We start from the raw sequence: 16,544 nt of genomic DNA on the forward strand, positions 1-16,544 counted from the left end.
GATTAATATTCAATCTAGTTCTGCTGATGTATCACATAAAAAGATAAAGGAATACCATATATGTTTAGGGTAGGCTGGGCAAAGCAAGAGATTGAAATCCAACCACAAGGTTATGCCATGTTTGGTTATGGCATGTGGTCACATCGCGCTTATGTAAAACGTACAGCCTTATTTGCACGAAGTTTCAGTATTCGCCGTTCAGACTCAGAACAACCCTTATTATTTTGCTGTTTGGATTTAGGTTGTATTACCTATGCAATGCGTGAAGGTGTAGTTAAAGCTTTAACTGAAAAGTTGAACGAACAATTTAATCCGCAACGATTGGTATTGATGGCGACGCATACCCATTCTGGACCAGGTGGCTGTGCCTATGAAGCATTATATAATATGCCGACGCCGGGTTTTGTTCCTGAGCATTTAAATGCTGTGGTCAATGCTGCTTTGACCAGTATTCTTCAAGCGATTCAATCGGAACAAGAAACAGAAATTTTTTATCAAACCTGTCAATTTCCTCAAGATACACCAGTCGCATGGAATCGATCATTAGATGCCTATAATCGCAATCCAGACGTGATACATCGAACTGAGGCTGAAACTCACCTTGCCTTAAATCGTGAAATGCAATTAATTGGATTTTATCGTGATCAGCAACTTGTTGCATTTATCTCATTATTTGGCGTACATGCTACATGTTTGGGTAATCAACTCAATGCACATGATGGTGATAACAAGGGATATGCTGCGATACAGAGTGAAGAGTATTTATTGCAACAAGGTGTGCAAAATCCTGTTGCAATATTTGCACAAGCCACAGCTGGAGATGTATCTCCACATTTTCATGGTCCGAAACAAAATATAATTCGCAGTCGAATCAAAGGTGAAAAAGAATATCAATATGCCCAACAAAATGGGCGCTATCAAAGTGAGTTAGCCATCAAGGCTTTAACTAAAATAGATCTTCAAAATTCTGAGAATCAAAATAAAAGTGCGATTGGAAGCATGTGTCTAAAAGGCGGTATAGATGCCATTTTGAGTTATGTTGATTTAAGTCAGGTTGAAATCCCAAGCGAGTTCAGTCAAAAGTCTGAGAAGATGAGAACCAGTGCTGCTTGTCATGGTGTTGGATTTATGGGCGGAACACCCGTTGATGGTCAAGGTGCGTCAAAGCCTATCATTAAAATTTTAACACTGCTGTCAAGGCAAGTACGTAAGAAACGTTTAGCAGATCCAAATGCACCAGATTATGCAAAATATAAAGCATTGTATGACGCTCAATTTCCCAAAGATATTGTGCTTGAAAGCCCTGACAATCAATTATTGGGTAAGCCGCTGGATTTCACCCCGAGTTTTGTTGATCCTCTTATTGCAGAAATGAATCGACAAGTGAAAGCAGGTGCGATTCAGACCAGTCCACTTGTTCCGAGTGTTATTCCTTTACAGATTATTCACATTGGTGCATTGGCATTGGTGTGCTGTCCAGGAGAGATTACCACGACAGCAGGGCAGCGTTTGATTCAAACAGTGGCAAAGCAAATGACAACTCATCAGATGATTTCAACCACGGCTCTAGTGTCTTACTGCAATGATTATATGGGATACATTACCACACAAGAAGAGTATCAAGAGCAAGCCTATGAAGGCGCGCACACCTTATATGGGCAGTGGACACATGCTGCAATTCAATACAAGTTTCAATATCTTGCAAGCCAATTAATGATTGATGAGTCGCAACGCAAGTTTGATCAAGTCACTCGTCCTACAAAAATTTCACAACACGAAATAGACCTGAGAACAAATCATGGCAGTGTAAAAACCGCAGTGCGCTAAAGGATCAGCATTATGAATCAGCAAAAATGGAACAATTGGTCTGGGTTTCAACATTCTCAACCAGAACATATTTTAAAACCCAGTAGTATAGATGAATTAAAAAATATTGTTCAAAACCATCATAAAATTCGTGTGGTAGGTGCTGGTCATTCATTTACCCCGTTGGTTTGTACCGATGCGACACTATTATCCTTAGATCATTTTTCTGGTGTAGAGAACGTAAATACAGCATTAACACAAGCCAATATTTGGTCAGGAACACGGTTGTTTAATTTGGATCAATATTTAGAACCAATACAACAGTCTTTAATGCAACAAGGGGATATTGATCAACAAAGCTTGGCTGGGGCAGTATCGACTGGAACACATGGAACTGGTCTGAATTTGCACTGTATTTCTGCTTATGTGGAAGCCTTCGAACTCTTAACAGCTTCAGGAGATATACTGACGTGTAGTCGCCAAGACAATCCCAATATTTTTGAAGCAGGGCGTGTATCTTTAGGAAGTTTAGGAATACTCACCAAGATCACCATGCAAAACAAACCTCGTTATAAGTTGAAGGAGCATGTGCGACTTTGTTCAGTTAAAGAATTTTTTGAAAATATCGATCTTTGGAAAACGCAACATCGCCATATTGAGTGCTTTGCATTTTCACACGCAGACCAATTGATATTAAAAACACTCGACATCACAGATGAGGATATTCAACCGAGAAAATTATCATGGCCATCAGAAGATGCCTTACTTACGATATGCTGTAGTTTGACGAAATCTTTTCCTGCATTGAATCCAAAATTGCAAAAATTATTAGGTGTCTTTATCAAACCCACCACATTCGTCGATTGGTCCAGTCAAATTTTTCCAACTCCACGCGAAACAAAGTTTAATGAGATGGAATATCAGATTCCAGTTGAGTCTGGTATGGAATGTTTAGAAGCAGTATTAACCGCATTAAAACATGCTAAAGCACAAACATTTTTTCCAGTAGAGTTTCGTTTTGTCAAAGGCGATGATATTTGGTTGAGTCCGTTTTATCAGCAAGATTCGATTTCAATTTCAGTTCATCAATATCACAAACAAGCTCCAAACCAATTATTTGATGAAATTGAACCGATTTTTCAGCATTATCGAGGTCGCCCACATTGGGGGAAAATGCATAATATGGGGGCTTCACAGCTCCAAGCCTTATACCCAAAGTGGGATGATTTTATGCAGTTAAGGGCTCAGTTGGACCCTACGCAAAAGTTTTTAAATCCGTATTTAGAAAAGTTATTCTTTACAGCGTAATTCAGGGTATTGGCGCAATGATGGATCAATAAGACTGAATCAAGTGGGTATACCGCAAATGAATAGTAAAATATAAGGATATGCGATGAATCATTTTTTTGAACAATTAAATCGTGATTTAAAACAATCTGCAGATGCGCTACCGCAATTGATCATTGATGGTCAAGCTTTGGAGCAAAATTTGCAATATGCAACAACCAAGTTTAAATACGCAACCCATTTACAGCCTCGTCTTGTGGTCAAATCTTTAGCATCTATGGAATTGCTCAAGACGGTAAGTGCTAAGTTGTCCACACAACGTTTTATGGTTTTCCATTTACCTCAATTGCTACCGATTTTGGAAAATTTTTCAGAAGCTGATGTTTTACTGGGAAAGCCGATGCCTGTAAGGCTTGTACAGCAGTTTTATACCCAGCATCCTCAATCGGAACACGCCAATATTCAGTGGTTGGTAGATACCAAGGCACGTTTATTACAATATCTTGAAGTGGCGAAAGTTTTAGCAATTCAGCTTCAAATCAATATCGAGATAGATGTGGGTTTGCATCGTGGAGGTGTAGACTCAAAAGCGCAAATGATTGAACTACTCAGGTTGATTGAGCAGCATCCTGACAATTTAAAATTTTCAGGGTTGATGGGTTATGATGCCCATGTAACAAAATTACCCCCTGTCATCAAGAAAGTTGAGGTGGCGTATCAGGAGTCACAAGCAACGTACCAATGCTACAAAGATATCATTCAACAGCAATTTCCTCAGCTTTGGCATGCTCATCTTTGTTTTAATGGTGGGGGAAGTCCCACCTTTTATCTGCACGTAAAACAGAGTGTGTGTAATGATCTTGCTTTTGGTTCAATGTTGCTTAAACCAAGTGACTTCGACAGTGAAGGGTTGCGTGTTTTGCAGGCGTGTCTATGGATTGCAACACCTGTACTAAAAGTATTGCCATATTCCCAATTACCGGGTTTAACGATCTTGAATAAGCTTCCACATCGGTCTAAAGCATTATTTGTTTATGGGGGCTATTGGATGGCTGACTATGTTTATCCTCAAGGGATTCATCCTCATGTGTTATATGGGCGCAGTACCAATCAAGAAATGGTGAATGTACCAAAAACAACTCAAATCGAAGTTGATGATTTTGTATTTTTACGACCGACTCAAAGTGAAGCCATTATTCCTCAGTTTGCTCAGCTGACTTATTATTTAGATCGAAGTTTTAAAAAATGGCAAAGCTTTAGAGAGTGAATATATAAAAAAAACCGCCATAGAAATAGCGGTTTTAAAAATAACAAATGATAGATCAAATCAAAGTGCTTGATTTAGCGCATCCGCTAAAGTTTGTACTGCTGTTTTATTGAAGTAAGTTTCTGACATATCAAGTTTGTCTTCTAATGGAGCCATTTGATCCTTTATTAAATCTCCAGAAATAACTTGATATGCTTGATATATTTTTCCATTCATTTCTACGCCAGTATAGTTATCAATAAAGCTCTTGGAGATACCTGTAGTTGGATTGATTGGATAGACAACTTTATAACCTGCAAATTGATCTTTATGCCAAATGTATCCAGATGGAAGTTCAGTGTTATCAGTAAACTCTTCTAAGGATTTATAATCAGTTAGATCACTGTCATTAAATGTAATTGTAGGTGTATTAAATATTGATTGCTCAACATAGCTGAGTTTAGAACCAGAAGGAAACTTTGTCTGATTTGCTAATAATTTTTCTAAAGAACCTTTATGGTTGTTGATTATAATCTGGGCTAGGTCTGAATTTATATAACGCTCTACATTACCAGCATTTGGATAGTCGTAATATTTAAAGAGATCAGCAATAGTCATTCCCGAAATATCGATGTGTTTTAAATTTAATTTAATTTGATTTTCTATATGAATCGTACACTTATCGGTAAAACTATTGAATATTGCTGAGTTGTCATCTTGGCTGATGAGATACCCTAGTGGAAAGCCAATCGTCAAATTGTTTTGTTTAAAGCTGGTATCGAGTTTAGATTTCGTTAAAAGATATGATTCTAAAAAATCAATATTTATTTGCTTTGGTTGATTCTTAAGTAAGGTCGTGAGATTTTGGTATATCACACCATTGGTAAGCTTATTTGAATATAATACGATAACATTTTCATCACCACTGTCATTGGGTTGTGTCTCTAGAGAATAGATTTCATCACTAAAAAAGCCTTGTCCAGTCGTTTTAAGATTTTTGGGAAGTCCATTACTACATTCAATTTTTTCAGATTGGCTTTGTGTATTGGCTATATTTGATGTTTGTTCGTTATTGCTAGAACCGCCACCACAGGCTGTTAATGCCAAGCCGACAAGTATTGCTGAACTAAGTTTAGTTAAGTTTACCGAATTCATTTAGTTATCCATTCGTTTTATGTTTTTAAAGTCAATAAAATGTCACGCGGCGATGATAAATGACTGTTTCGACAAAATCAAAAACTAAAATTTAGATTAATTGAAGACAAAGGTTTATAAATATTCAGCAAAGGTGTAAAATTTGACACACTTTTTATTTTGTTCCACCGATTTTATCTTGAGGATCTTCCTCGATCATAATCTCGCGGTGACATGCTCCATTGTACGGGGCATCACTCCTTAAGGATTTTTAAATATGCCTATTATCACATTGCCAAATGGCGATCAGAAAAGTTTTGATCATGCTGTTTCCGTTATGGAAGTTGCTCAAAGTATTGGACCTGGACTGGCTAAAAATACAGTTGCAGGGAAAGTAAATGATCGCTTAGTCGATGCAAGTGATTTAATTACCGAAGATTCAACATTACAAATCATCACTCCAAAAGATCAAGATGGTGTCGAGATTATTCGTCACTCTTGTGCACACTTGGTGGGTCATGCGGTAAAACAACTCTTTCCAGAAGCTAAAATGGTGATTGGTCCTGTCATTGAAGAAGGTTTCTACTATGACATTTGGATGCCTCGTCCATTTACATTAGATGACATGGCTGCGATCGAAGAGCGTATGAAAAAGCTTATCGATCAAGATTACGATGTCATTAAAAAAATGACGCCTCGTGATGAAGTCATTGCTGAATTTACTGCGCGTGGTGAAGATTATAAATTGCGCTTGATTGCAGACATGCCTGAAGAAACTCAAATGGGCTTGTACTATCATCAAGATTATTTAGATATGTGTCGTGGTCCACACGTTCCAAATACTAAATTCTTAAAATCATTTAAACTCACTAAAATCTCTGGTGCATACTGGCGTGGTGATGCGAAGAATGAACAATTACAGCGTATTTATGGTACAGCTTGGGCAGATAAAAAAGAATTAGCTGCTTATATTAAGCGTATCGAAGAAGCTGAAAAACGTGATCACCGTAAAATTGGTAAAGCCTTAGACTTGTTCCATATGCAGGAAGAAGCGCCTGGTATGGTGTTCTGGCATGCCAATGGCTGGACGATTTACCAAGTGCTTGAACAATATATGCGTAAAGTTCAGCAGGATAATGGCTACCAAGAGATTAAAACACCACAGATTGTAGACTTTACACTGTGGGAAAAGTCTGGTCATGCTGCAAACTATGCAGAAAATATGTTTACGACACATTCAGAAAGTCGTAACTATGCTGTAAAACCAATGAACTGCCCATGTCATGTGCAAGTGTTCAACCAAGGCTTAAAGTCTTACCGTGATCTTCCAATTCGTTTGGCAGAGTTCGGTTCATGTCATCGTAATGAACCATCAGGTTCGTTACACGGCATTATGCGTGTACGTGGTTTTACTCAAGATGATGCGCATATTTTCTGTACAACTGAACAAATTGGTAAAGAAGTTGCAGACTTTATTAAACTCACTTTAGACGTTTATAAAGACTTTGGCTTTGAAGACGTTCAAATGAAGTTGTCTACTCGTCCTGAAAAACGTGTTGGCGCCGATGAACTTTGGGATGTCGCAGAAAAATCTCTAGCAGATGCGCTAGATGCTGCGAACCTAACTTGGGAAGAACAACCTGGCGAAGGTGCTTTTTATGGTCCTAAGATTGAATTCTCACTGAAAGATTGCTTAGGTCGTATTTGGCAGTGCGGTACAATTCAGTGTGACTTTAACTTGCCGTTACGTTTAGACGCTTCATATGTAACAGAAGATAACGATCGTGACCATCCTGTGATGTTACATCGTGCAATTCTTGGCAGTTTTGAGCGTTTTATTGGTATACTAATTGAACACTACGCAGGCTTTATGCCACCATGGTTGGCTCCAATCCAAGCATGTGTCATGAATATTACCGATTCTCAAGCGGAAGCTTGTGAACAAGTCGTCGCCAAACTCAAAGAAAATGGAATTCGAGCAATTTCAGACTTGAGAAATGAGAAAATCGGCTTTAAGATTCGTGAGCGTACATTAGAGCGTATTCCGTACTTATTAGTACTCGGAGATCGTGAGGTCGAGGAAGGTACTGTGAATGTCCGTACTCGCTCTGGAAAAAATTTAGGTACTATGTCGATAGATGCATTTGTTGACCTAGTGAAAGCAGCCGTAGCCGAACGCGGCCGGTATATTGTGGAGTAAGAAAGATTAAACAGCCTGACCGTAACCAACAACAAGGTGCTAAAAGCAATCGTCCTGCATTAAATGATGAGATCAAAGCTAAAGAAGTGCGTCTCGTTGCTGCAGATGGAGAGCAAAAAGGCATCGTTTCACTTGCTGAAGCTTTGCGTGCTGCTGAAGAAGCTGATCTTGATCTTGTTGAGATCGTGGCGAATGCAGAGCCACCTGTTTGTAAAATCATGGATTTCAACAAACATTTATTTGACCTGAAGCAAAAGCAAAAAGATGCGAAAAAGAAACAGCATCAAGTTCAAGTGAAAGAAATTAAGTTGCGCCCTGGTACAGACGTTGGTGATTACAATGTTAAGTTGCGTGCTATTCTGAAGTTTCTTGAAGAAGGCAACAAAGTCAAAATTACTCTACGTTTCCGTGGTCGTGAAATGGCTCACCAACAGTTGGGTCTTGCGCAATTACAAAAAATTGAAGCAGACGTCGCTGAATCAGGTGTAGTTGAACAAGCACCAAAAATGGAAGGCCGTCAAATGGGTATGTTACTTGGACCTAAAAAGAAAAAGTAATGTTACATTTGTAGAAAAGAGCACTGCTTAAAGCGGTGCTTTTTTTATTATTGAAAAGAAAATATGTTAAATGTTGAGGAATAAAGATGTCATCAATCCAAAATTCAAACCAACTATCGAGTATTAACCAGAAAATTATTCAAGAGGGTGAAGTTCTCCCAGCGGTTACTTTGAAAGATGGGACTAAAGTGCAAACAGGAACTGTAGCGACCATGTTGCACAATATTGATTTATATAACCAAGGTTTAAGAGAGGAAGTTGAACAAGAACTGATACTTGCCATTCCAACTTTGATCAAAGTTGGATTATTTGATTTATTTAGTCCTGATGAATGGATTTCAGGAGATAATTTAGGACGTCGCTTTGTCGGAGAAAAAGCCAAGCAATTTTTAGCATCACAATGATCAAGATATTTTTAAATATAAATGTCATAGAATGAGAAATCATCTTGTTAAGAAAAAGCGAATAACTGAATTTAAGAATAGATTATTAAAATAATCTATGTCTATTGCCTACAGATGACGAAGAATTCATGTTATAAAAGAAAACCATTAACGTAATAAAATTCAGAAAATACGTGAAAATGAAGAAGGACGAAATATGATTGATCTCTATTATTGGGGAACCCCCAATGGCCATAAAATTACCATCGCGCTTGAAGAAATGGGATTGGATTATCAGATTTTTCCAATTAACATTTTAGAAAATGATCAATTTCAACCTGATTTTCTGCGTATTTCCCCAAATAATAAAATTCCAGCGATTGTCGATCAAAATGGTCCCAATGGCGAAGCTATTTCAGTTTTTGAATCAGGTGCAATACTACAATATCTTGGTCGTAAAACAGGTTTGTATTATCCAAGCAATGAACAAGACCGTGTTGAAGTGGAACAATGGCTGATGTGGCAAATGGGTGGTTTTGGACCCATGTTGGGGCAAAATCATCATTTTGGAAAATTTGCCAAAGAAAAAATACCCTATGCAATTGAGCGTTATGTCACTGAAACAAAACGTTTATATGGTGTTTTAAATAAACAGCTTATCGGACAAAAATATGTTGCAGGCGAATATTCAATCGCCGATATGGCAATCTTACCGTGGGTTTTGCGCTATGAATGGCAACAAATCGACTTAAATGATTATCCGTATGTGAAAGAGTATGTAGAACGTTTAACTGCTCGACCAGCGATACAGAAAGCACTCTCGATCAAAGTGTAAAATTCATTTTATGTTAAAATAAGAAACCACCTTGTGTGGTTTTTTTTTAGATGTAAATTTTTGCACAATTGAAAGGTTTGGTCATGAAAGATTTCTTTTTAAATTTTACGAAAATATTAGAGACCAATCCAAAAATTTATTGGAGTGTCATTGTTGGTATCGTTGCTTGTCTGATTTTATATATTGCTGAAATTGTGCATATTCAAAATATACTGGGTCAAATGCAGGGGCAGGATGTTCAGTTGATCCGAGCTGTAATCGATCCGATTGCACAACGGTATCAATGGTCACGTATTGCATTGATTATTGTTGCTTTAATAGGGGCAATTTTTCAGTATCGTAAAACCAAAAAAATGCTAAATTTAGTATGATTAAACTGTTAGTCGTATATTCATCAGGAGGAGTATGAAGCAAAAATTTGTTTGGCATTTCCTTATTTCTTTGGGTGTAATGTTAATCACAGCAATGCTTTGTGGCATCTTGCAGTATCACTCTGCATATGATTACTTTTGGTTTATTATTTTGAGCATTGTGAGTGTTTCAGGCTTGGTTTTTGCTATGCTCTTTGGCTTTTTTCAAAGTACATTAAAGCAAAGTCTTTTGAATACCACGATTTTAGTCGTTTTGCTTTCGCTTTATTTTATTGTTTTATTTTACGGTTTTATTCATATCAAAATCGATTGGCAAGCGATTTCAGAGGGTAAAGCTCAACTTACATTGGTGCAGAAATTTTTTAAATCAGAACTTTCATTTTGGTTGGCTTTTCTTATTCCCTTTATATTGTCATTCTTGACTTATACCTTAAAACCTAAACCCAACTTTAACTAATGTTATGGCTTATTTGCTGTTATTTCTTTCTGCATTTGGTGCAGCGACGCTATTACCTTTACAGTCAGAAGCCGTGTTGGTTGGGCTCCTGGTACAAGCACAGTATTCCGTATATTTGCTTCTAATCGTTGCAACCATTGGAAATGTATTAGGCTCATGTGTGAATTGGTATTTAGGACTGAAAATAGAACAATTCAAAGATAAAAAATGGTTTCCTGTTTCTGAGAAAAATATGCTCAAAGCGGAAAAAATATATCAAAAATATGGTTTTTGGTCCTTACTATTCAGTTGGACCCCTGTAATTGGTGATCCAATTACGCTTATCGCAGGATTAATGAAAGAAAAATTTTGGCGTTTTTTGTTGATTGTAACAATTGCTAAAGGAGGTAGATATTGTGTGATCTACCTGATTTTTAGTGGATGGATTTAGTTGCAGTCTTTAGGATCGAAACTGATATAGTCTTGATGTGTCGTTTTAAAAATTTGCCACCACTTTTTATCTGATGTGATTTGAGCATTCATAAAAGCAGAAATGACCTCAGTATCAATTTGGTTAATTTGGGTGCTGTGAATCAATTTAACATCAGAAACTTTATCTTTTCTTGACAATTTAAAAGAGAAATCAATATGCCGTTTTTCCCCATTTAAAAGTGCTGGATTAACTGCTAAATAGGGTTGTTTAAGATAGCGAAAGCTGGTTGGTTTTCCCTTTGTTTGAGCTTGCCAAACCTCGCTATCAAAACGAAAGAAACAACGTCTTGCTGATGGTTTAGATGAGTTTTTAACTGCTTCAAAATTAAAGTCTTGTCTAGCCCGTATCGGAGAGTTTGTGGATTTAAATGATGCCTTATGTACAGCATATACAACCTTATCGTCTAAACTAGTTAAGCCAGAGCTTTGGATAATTTTTACGTCTGTCACACGTCCGCTAGGATCGGCTGAAATAAGAAGATCGATATAGCGACTTTGTCCATGTAATTCGTAGTCACGAATCTTTAGTTTAGGTAATTTATGCCAAACTGCTTCATCATCTGGGGAAGTAGCGGGCGTTTTTATGTGCGTTTGTTCAGCATATGCCATAAATAGACTACTCAGAGAGAGTAATATGGCAGCAAGATAAAATTTGTTCATTGTATTATTTAAATTTTTGAAATAAATAGATTGATCAACTCAAACAACAAATCTATTTGAGTTGATGATTAAACTCGTTGCAATCGTTGATTTTAAATTGAATTTCATCATTAAATGAACGTGGTTTAAAAGTCCATAAGGTTCGATAAGAGCGTTTTACTTGTATTTGAGTTTGCTCAACAGCTTGGATAACCTGTTGGTCAATCGCATTTACACCTGATAATTGAGTTAATTTGACACGCTTTACATTGCCTTGTTGATCAACTTTAAACTTAAATTTGACTGTTCGATCTTTGTTTTTGAGTAAAGCTGAGTCAAGCGAGAGCTGAGGCTGTTGCGTATAATGAAAGGCAACTGACTTATCTTGAGTTTGCTTTATCCAGTGTTTTGAATTAAACGCAAAGGTACATTCAGATAGTTGTGCATGAGCCTGTGTATTGTCTTGGGCATTATCCATATTTAAAGTAAATGTTTGATAACCCACAATCGGTATGGCTTTACCATTCTTACTATATGGTTTTACCTTGGCAGCCTCTACAGCATCAATGAGTTTTTGATCAAGAGCCGTGATTCCTGTGCTTTCTTGCACTTCAGCATCTGTGACTTGTCCTAAACTGTTGGCGCTCACGCGGATGATGGCAGAACGATCCTGTGTTTTTAATTCTGCTGTTTGATATTGGACTTGAGGGAATTTAACCCATTGTATACGTGTCGTGAGGTGTAATGGGGCATTGCGTTCAGATTGTTCTCCTTTGACTTTTATTGTTGGGAGTTTATCTGCGCTATGTCCATAAGTTGAAAGGCACATCAGACCAGTGATTAAAAGAGCTTTATTCATAAGTTTAGCTTTCCATGCAACTGAGTGTGCATGAGGTTAATTTAATTGCGCAAAGTATTTATCGAATTTGCTCATCTCGCAATAGAAAATGCACCCTAAGGTGCATTTTTTACGATTATTTATGTCAACAATCGCTATTTTTGCCCTTTGGTAATATCGACTGAAAACAAATCAGCGGTTTTAATCCAGCTGATTGCAACGACTGCCATGGTCATGCATCCGCCAAATATCGTTGCTGTGATCGTTCCTAAGTACTTGGCGGCAAGCCCTGATTCAAAAGCACCCAGTTCATTACTCGATGAAACGAACATCCCATTCACAGCTGCAACTCGACCACGCATATTTTCAGGAGGGTAAACTTGTAAAATAGTTTGGCGCACCACCACGGAAATACTGTCACATGCGCCAGTCATGCCTAAGGCAAACAAGGAAAGCCATAGATTGTTTGAACATGCAAAAATGATGGTAAAGATTCCGAAACCAGCAACCGCAATCAGCATATTTCGCCAAGCGTGATGTGTTGGTGGGAACTTAGTGAGTGCAATCATCGTGATGAGCGCGCCGATCGATGGCGCTGCACGTAGATATCCTAAACCTTCAGGACCTACTTTCAGAATATCTTCAGCAAAGATAGGAAGTAAGGCGATGACACCACCAAACAACACTGAAACCAAATCCAGCGAGATCGCCCAAAGTACAATCTTAGTTTTCCAGATAAATCGAAAACCTTCGCTTAAACTGTCCCAAAGATTGTCTTGTTCCATGGTCGGGAAAGTACGCTTTTTTAACAGTGTGATTAAGCAAAAGCAGATAAATAAAAGCATGGATACAGAAAGTAAGCTATTTTCCCGCCCAATTCCAGCAAGCATAAAACCGCCCAGCATGGGACCAATAATGACACCACTTTGCCATCCGATCGTGGTCCAAGTTGCACCATTTGCATAGAGTTCACGGGGAATTAAAAATGGTTTTAATGATGTTGCAGATGGATTATAGAAACCACGAATAGTACCCAAAGCAAAGATCACAGCATAAATGCCCCAAGACAGGGTGGTGACACCAATCTGTCCATGATCGTAACTGTGAAATAAGTACCAAAGCACTAAGGGTAAAGGGAAAGAAAAGAATAAACATACTTTCATAATACTTTGTTTATTCAGCTTATCGGCAAAATAACCACCCCATAGGGACAATGCGATAAAAGGAATCGACTCAGCCAATCCAATCAAACCGAGTGTAAGTGGATCTTTGGTAATTTGATACAGTGAATAGGCGACAATAATTTCTTGGATCAAAATTGCCAGTGTTAAGCAAAATTGATTGATCGTGACGATGGAGAAATCTCGATAGCGAAGCGCAGCAAAAGCATCCTGTGCAGGGGTCATAACTGTCCAGTTTTATCATGATGTGACGATTATAAAGATTAAATGCAGATTTTCCTTATGAAAAATGATGGAATTTTCATCGGAAATTACACTGAATAACTGATAAATAGTGCAAGGTTTTGCTTTTGTTTTGTACAGAGATGATTTAGAATATTGCCTCCCTTACCTGCAGGTCGTATTCGCAATGGTGCGAACGTACCGAACAGGTGTTTAAAGAGGTTGTTATGGCTAAGTTAAAAACTCGCCGTGGTGCAGCTAAGCGTTTCAAAGCGACTGCTAACGGTTTCAAGCGTAAACAAGCGTTCAAACGCCACATTTTGACCAAAAAATCTGCTAAACGTATTCGTCAATTGCGCGGTTGTGTCATGGTTCACGTAAGTGACATGAATTCAGTTCGTCGTATGTGCCCATACATCTAAGGAGATTATAAATGGCTCGTGTAAAACGTGGTGTACAGGCTCATCGCCGTCATAAAAAAATTCTTGCTCGTGCTAAAGGTTACTATGGCGCGCGTTCACGTGTTTATCGTGTAGCGTTCCAAGCAGTAATTAAAGCAGGTCAATACGCTTACCGTGACCGTCGTCAAAAGAAACGCCAATTCCGTGCTTTATGGATTGCGCGTATCAATGCTGGTGCTCGTCAAAATGGTTTGTCGTACAGCCGTATGATCGATGGCTTGAAAAAAGCTCAAGTGATCATCGACCGTCGCGTACTTGCTGACATTGCTATGCATGACTCAGTTGCATTTGCTGCTTTAGCTGAAAAAGCTAAAGGTGCATTAGCTGCTTAATCATCTTTGATGATTGAAAAAAGACCGCTTTGTAGCGGTCTTTTTTATGCTTGAATATTGGCGTTTGAGTAGTGATTTGCCGCATTGACAATAAGAGATGGATAAAAATTATTTAAGGCTTGTACGGCTTGATCAAATAACTGTAGTTCATGACGAGTTGCTTGATTACACCAGGCTTGATCATTTCTCGTTTCACTTTCTAGTAGATAATTTTTATAAAGATTTTCAGCATGAGTTAATAAGCTTGCTGCATAATTGCTTGTGAAGTCCTTTGGGAAAAGATCAAAATGTGTATTGTAATTTTGATGGTCCTTAAATTGAATATTTGCAAGGTGTTCGATCTGATTTGAAGATCCCAATGTAAAAGCGACTTCATTGATATAAACGCAGTCAAAATAAGATTGCGAAAAATGTTTCCAGTCTATGGCTTTTAATTCTCCCAAATTCTCAATAAAACTTTCATTTAAGTCGAACAGTGTATAGGTTGCGATTCTGTCTGTGAGCGCATTGACATTGTTAAAATACAAATCAGTATTATTGTTCTGGTGGTGTAGATACCATAGCTCTTTTTCCTCACAACCGATTAAAATTTGTGGGTGATCATACCGGTACTGAATTAAAATCATATAGTTATAAAAGTGATCAGACAGATAAAAAATAGGGGATTCTTGTATTGTCGATGCTAATCGGGGCGCGTGGATCAAACTTAATTTATACGCGCCTTTGTGCTTTAAATGATAAAGAATGAGTTGTAATGAACCCGCCAAAAGTTGACCACAATGAAAATCTCTAAGAATTGGATGTAAAATTTGAAAATGAGGCATTTTGTTTAAATCATCTTGAAGATGATCATTGAGAAATTGGTTGCCATAAATCACCAAAGCCATTTGTCTATAAATTAAATTGAAGTTCATGATACTTCCTTATGCAATTTTTCTTACTTATTTGACCAGATGGAGAGGAAAATAATAATAAGGGTGAATACAACAAATCTGGCAATTTCATAATGTGTTACTAGTCAAAACGCACCGTATAAAAGCCCAATTGTGATAGCACAAAATAAGATCAAGTAGAATATAGAGGTGACAATAAAACTTGATTGGTCTTCACGAGTTTCCAAATCATGGACCAGAAATAAGCGATTAGTCGCTGAACATCATGGATGCTGGCGGTAGTATTCACTCCTTGGTTGATTCAAGTAAAGTTGGGCATTATGTTGTAAGACGAAATTAAATTGCCAATAGTTATTTTGCATGGCAAACGAATAAGCTTAGGTTTATTGTTGAGCTATCAATGTAACATTAATTTTTAATCAGAAGGTTACGGAGCATCTATGCGTAGGCAATACCATTTCCGTCTTGTGGGTACAGACACATATATTTGGGATGTACACTGTTTGGTTGGATTAAGCCGAGATTTACCCATTCATGAGGTTTTATTATCCGAGATACAGGAACTGAACGAAGCGTATTGGTTTCCAGATAAACATCCAACAACACAGCAAATAATTGAACATTTCCAACTGATCCAAGAGGCTGATTTGGCTTATCCTATTATTCTGTCAGCAGATGGAAGAGTCATGGATGGAATGCATCGAGTTGCCAAGGCAAAATTACTCAACCACCAAAACATTAACGCTGTTCGATTCGATATTACGCCACCACCGGACTATATCAATGTGGATGAAGATGATTTGGATTATGAGGATGAATTGATTGATGAACCAGCTAGACATAAGCCTTCTGAATGATAAATTTGAATATTTGCAGTTGAAATGTACCGTTATTACATAATTTCAACGTGAAACTATTATCGATTTTAAAATAGCTCGCATAGAGTAGAATGATAAAAGTGAAAATATTCTGGAGTATTTATGCGTGTAGAAATTGCGGGTTTACAGCAAGGTGCTATTGAAGTCGAATTACAATTATTGCCAAGAATTGGTGAAACTTTAAAAGTGATGTATGGTGCAGATGCTGAGGTAAAAGGTGAAGTAACTGCTGTAGAACACTATATCAATCAGCATGCCAATGAACATAAAGTGATTTTGACGATTCGTCCACTTTTCTAAAAGTTGATCATTCAGCTCAGAAAAATTTTTAAAATCTTGGTGATAAAAAGTAG

General features: G+C 37.6%; 19 protein-coding genes. 14 read left to right on the forward strand and 5 right to left on the reverse strand.

Annotated features, from left to right (window positions below; genetic code table 11):
- Positions 1-60: 60 nt before the first annotated feature.
- From I9192_RS04040 to I9192_RS04050, 3 genes are all read left to right on the forward strand, one after another.
- Positions 61-1,827 carry a neutral/alkaline non-lysosomal ceramidase N-terminal domain-containing protein gene (locus I9192_RS04040; protein ID WP_005030919.1) on the forward strand — a complete coding sequence of 589 codons (1,767 nt, stop codon included), beginning with the start codon at positions 61-63 and terminating at the stop codon, positions 1,825-1,827.
- A gap of 12 nt (positions 1,828-1,839) precedes the next feature.
- Complete coding sequence (locus tag I9192_RS04045; RefSeq protein WP_004827835.1) at positions 1,840-3,114, forward strand: D-arabinono-1,4-lactone oxidase; 1,275 nt, start codon at positions 1,840-1,842, stop codon at positions 3,112-3,114.
- A gap of 85 nt (positions 3,115-3,199) precedes the next feature.
- The gene (locus tag I9192_RS04050) at positions 3,200-4,360 is read left to right on the forward strand and encodes an alanine racemase (RefSeq protein WP_151800949.1); all 1,161 of its coding nucleotides are present in this window, start codon (positions 3,200-3,202) and stop codon (positions 4,358-4,360) included.
- A gap of 60 nt (positions 4,361-4,420) precedes the next feature.
- Here I9192_RS04050 and I9192_RS04055 read toward each other — a convergent pair whose 3' ends face one another.
- Positions 4,421-5,494: a hypothetical protein gene (locus tag I9192_RS04055; protein ID WP_005030916.1), complete on the reverse strand. Its 1,074-nt coding sequence runs from the start codon at positions 5,492-5,494 to the stop codon at positions 4,421-4,423.
- A gap of 256 nt (positions 5,495-5,750) precedes the next feature.
- Here I9192_RS04055 and thrS point away from each other — a divergent pair, with 256 nt between their 5' ends.
- From thrS to I9192_RS04090, 7 genes are all read left to right on the forward strand, one after another.
- The gene (gene thrS / locus I9192_RS04060) at positions 5,751-7,673 is read left to right on the forward strand and encodes a threonine--tRNA ligase (RefSeq protein WP_004827843.1); all 1,923 of its coding nucleotides are present in this window, start codon (positions 5,751-5,753) and stop codon (positions 7,671-7,673) included.
- A gap of 5 nt (positions 7,674-7,678) precedes the next feature.
- Positions 7,679-8,230, forward strand: coding sequence for a translation initiation factor IF-3 (infC, locus tag I9192_RS04065; RefSeq protein WP_080633117.1), 552 nt, complete (start codon positions 7,679-7,681; stop codon positions 8,228-8,230).
- Between the two features lie 86 nt (positions 8,231-8,316).
- Positions 8,317-8,634 carry a DUF7709 family protein gene (locus tag I9192_RS04070; protein WP_005030914.1) on the forward strand — a complete coding sequence of 106 codons (318 nt, stop codon included), beginning with the start codon at positions 8,317-8,319 and terminating at the stop codon, positions 8,632-8,634.
- A 196-nt stretch (positions 8,635-8,830) separates the two neighbouring features.
- On the forward strand, positions 8,831-9,448 hold the full coding sequence (locus I9192_RS04075; RefSeq protein WP_004827849.1) for a glutathione S-transferase N-terminal domain-containing protein: 618 nt from the start codon (positions 8,831-8,833) through the stop codon (positions 9,446-9,448).
- 83 nt (positions 9,449-9,531) lie between these two features.
- Positions 9,532-9,819: a hypothetical protein gene (locus I9192_RS04080; protein WP_005030913.1), complete on the forward strand. Its 288-nt coding sequence runs from the start codon at positions 9,532-9,534 to the stop codon at positions 9,817-9,819.
- 34 nt (positions 9,820-9,853) lie between these two features.
- Positions 9,854-10,276 carry a hypothetical protein gene (locus tag I9192_RS04085; protein WP_005030911.1) on the forward strand — a complete coding sequence of 141 codons (423 nt, stop codon included), beginning with the start codon at positions 9,854-9,856 and terminating at the stop codon, positions 10,274-10,276.
- 4 nt (positions 10,277-10,280) lie between these two features.
- Positions 10,281-10,706 (forward strand): YqaA family protein, encoded by a 426-nt coding sequence (locus I9192_RS04090; RefSeq protein WP_005030910.1) that lies wholly within the window; start codon positions 10,281-10,283, stop codon positions 10,704-10,706.
- On the opposite strand, the gene I9192_RS04095 is transcribed toward I9192_RS04090, so the two are convergent.
- The 3 genes from I9192_RS04095 to I9192_RS04105 all read right to left on the reverse strand — a co-directional run bounded on the left by I9192_RS04095 (position 10,703) and on the right by I9192_RS04105 (position 13,630).
- The gene (locus I9192_RS04095; RefSeq protein ID WP_004827857.1) at positions 10,703-11,407 is read right to left on the reverse strand and encodes an energy transducer TonB family protein; all 705 of its coding nucleotides are present in this window, start codon (positions 11,405-11,407) and stop codon (positions 10,703-10,705) included. The two genes, I9192_RS04090 and I9192_RS04095, sit on opposite strands and share 4 nt — an antisense overlap.
- Positions 11,408-11,459: 52 nt before the next feature.
- Positions 11,460-12,245 (reverse strand): TonB family protein, encoded by a 786-nt coding sequence (locus I9192_RS04100; RefSeq protein ID WP_004827859.1) that lies wholly within the window; start codon positions 12,243-12,245, stop codon positions 11,460-11,462.
- Between the two features lie 134 nt (positions 12,246-12,379).
- Positions 12,380-13,630, reverse strand: a complete 1,251-nt coding sequence (locus I9192_RS04105) for an MFS transporter (RefSeq protein ID WP_200150131.1) — start codon at positions 13,628-13,630, stop codon at positions 12,380-12,382.
- A 224-nt stretch (positions 13,631-13,854) separates the two neighbouring features.
- On the opposite strand from I9192_RS04105, the gene rpmI reads away from it, so the two are divergent.
- Positions 13,855-14,049, forward strand: coding sequence for a 50S ribosomal protein L35 (gene rpmI / locus I9192_RS04110; protein WP_002054552.1), 195 nt, complete (start codon positions 13,855-13,857; stop codon positions 14,047-14,049).
- An 11-nt stretch (positions 14,050-14,060) separates the two neighbouring features.
- Positions 14,061-14,420, forward strand: a complete 360-nt coding sequence (gene rplT, locus I9192_RS04115) for a 50S ribosomal protein L20 (RefSeq protein WP_004723060.1) — start codon at positions 14,061-14,063, stop codon at positions 14,418-14,420.
- A gap of 44 nt (positions 14,421-14,464) precedes the next feature.
- On the opposite strand, the gene I9192_RS04120 is transcribed toward rplT, so the two are convergent.
- The gene (locus I9192_RS04120; protein ID WP_005030908.1) at positions 14,465-15,334 is read right to left on the reverse strand and encodes a hypothetical protein; all 870 of its coding nucleotides are present in this window, start codon (positions 15,332-15,334) and stop codon (positions 14,465-14,467) included.
- A 419-nt stretch (positions 15,335-15,753) separates the two neighbouring features.
- Here I9192_RS04120 and I9192_RS04125 point away from each other — a divergent pair, with 419 nt between their 5' ends.
- Both I9192_RS04125 and I9192_RS04130 read left to right on the forward strand, forming a co-directional pair.
- Positions 15,754-16,170 carry a hypothetical protein gene (locus tag I9192_RS04125; RefSeq protein ID WP_005030906.1) on the forward strand — a complete coding sequence of 139 codons (417 nt, stop codon included), beginning with the start codon at positions 15,754-15,756 and terminating at the stop codon, positions 16,168-16,170.
- Positions 16,171-16,293: 123 nt separating this feature from the next.
- Positions 16,294-16,491, forward strand: coding sequence for a hypothetical protein (locus I9192_RS04130; RefSeq protein ID WP_004827866.1), 198 nt, complete (start codon positions 16,294-16,296; stop codon positions 16,489-16,491).
- Positions 16,492-16,544: the final 53 nt, after the last annotated feature.

Origin of the sequence: Acinetobacter bereziniae, assembly GCF_016576965.1 — a bacterium.
GTDB lineage: Bacteria > Pseudomonadota > Gammaproteobacteria > Pseudomonadales > Moraxellaceae > Acinetobacter > Acinetobacter bereziniae.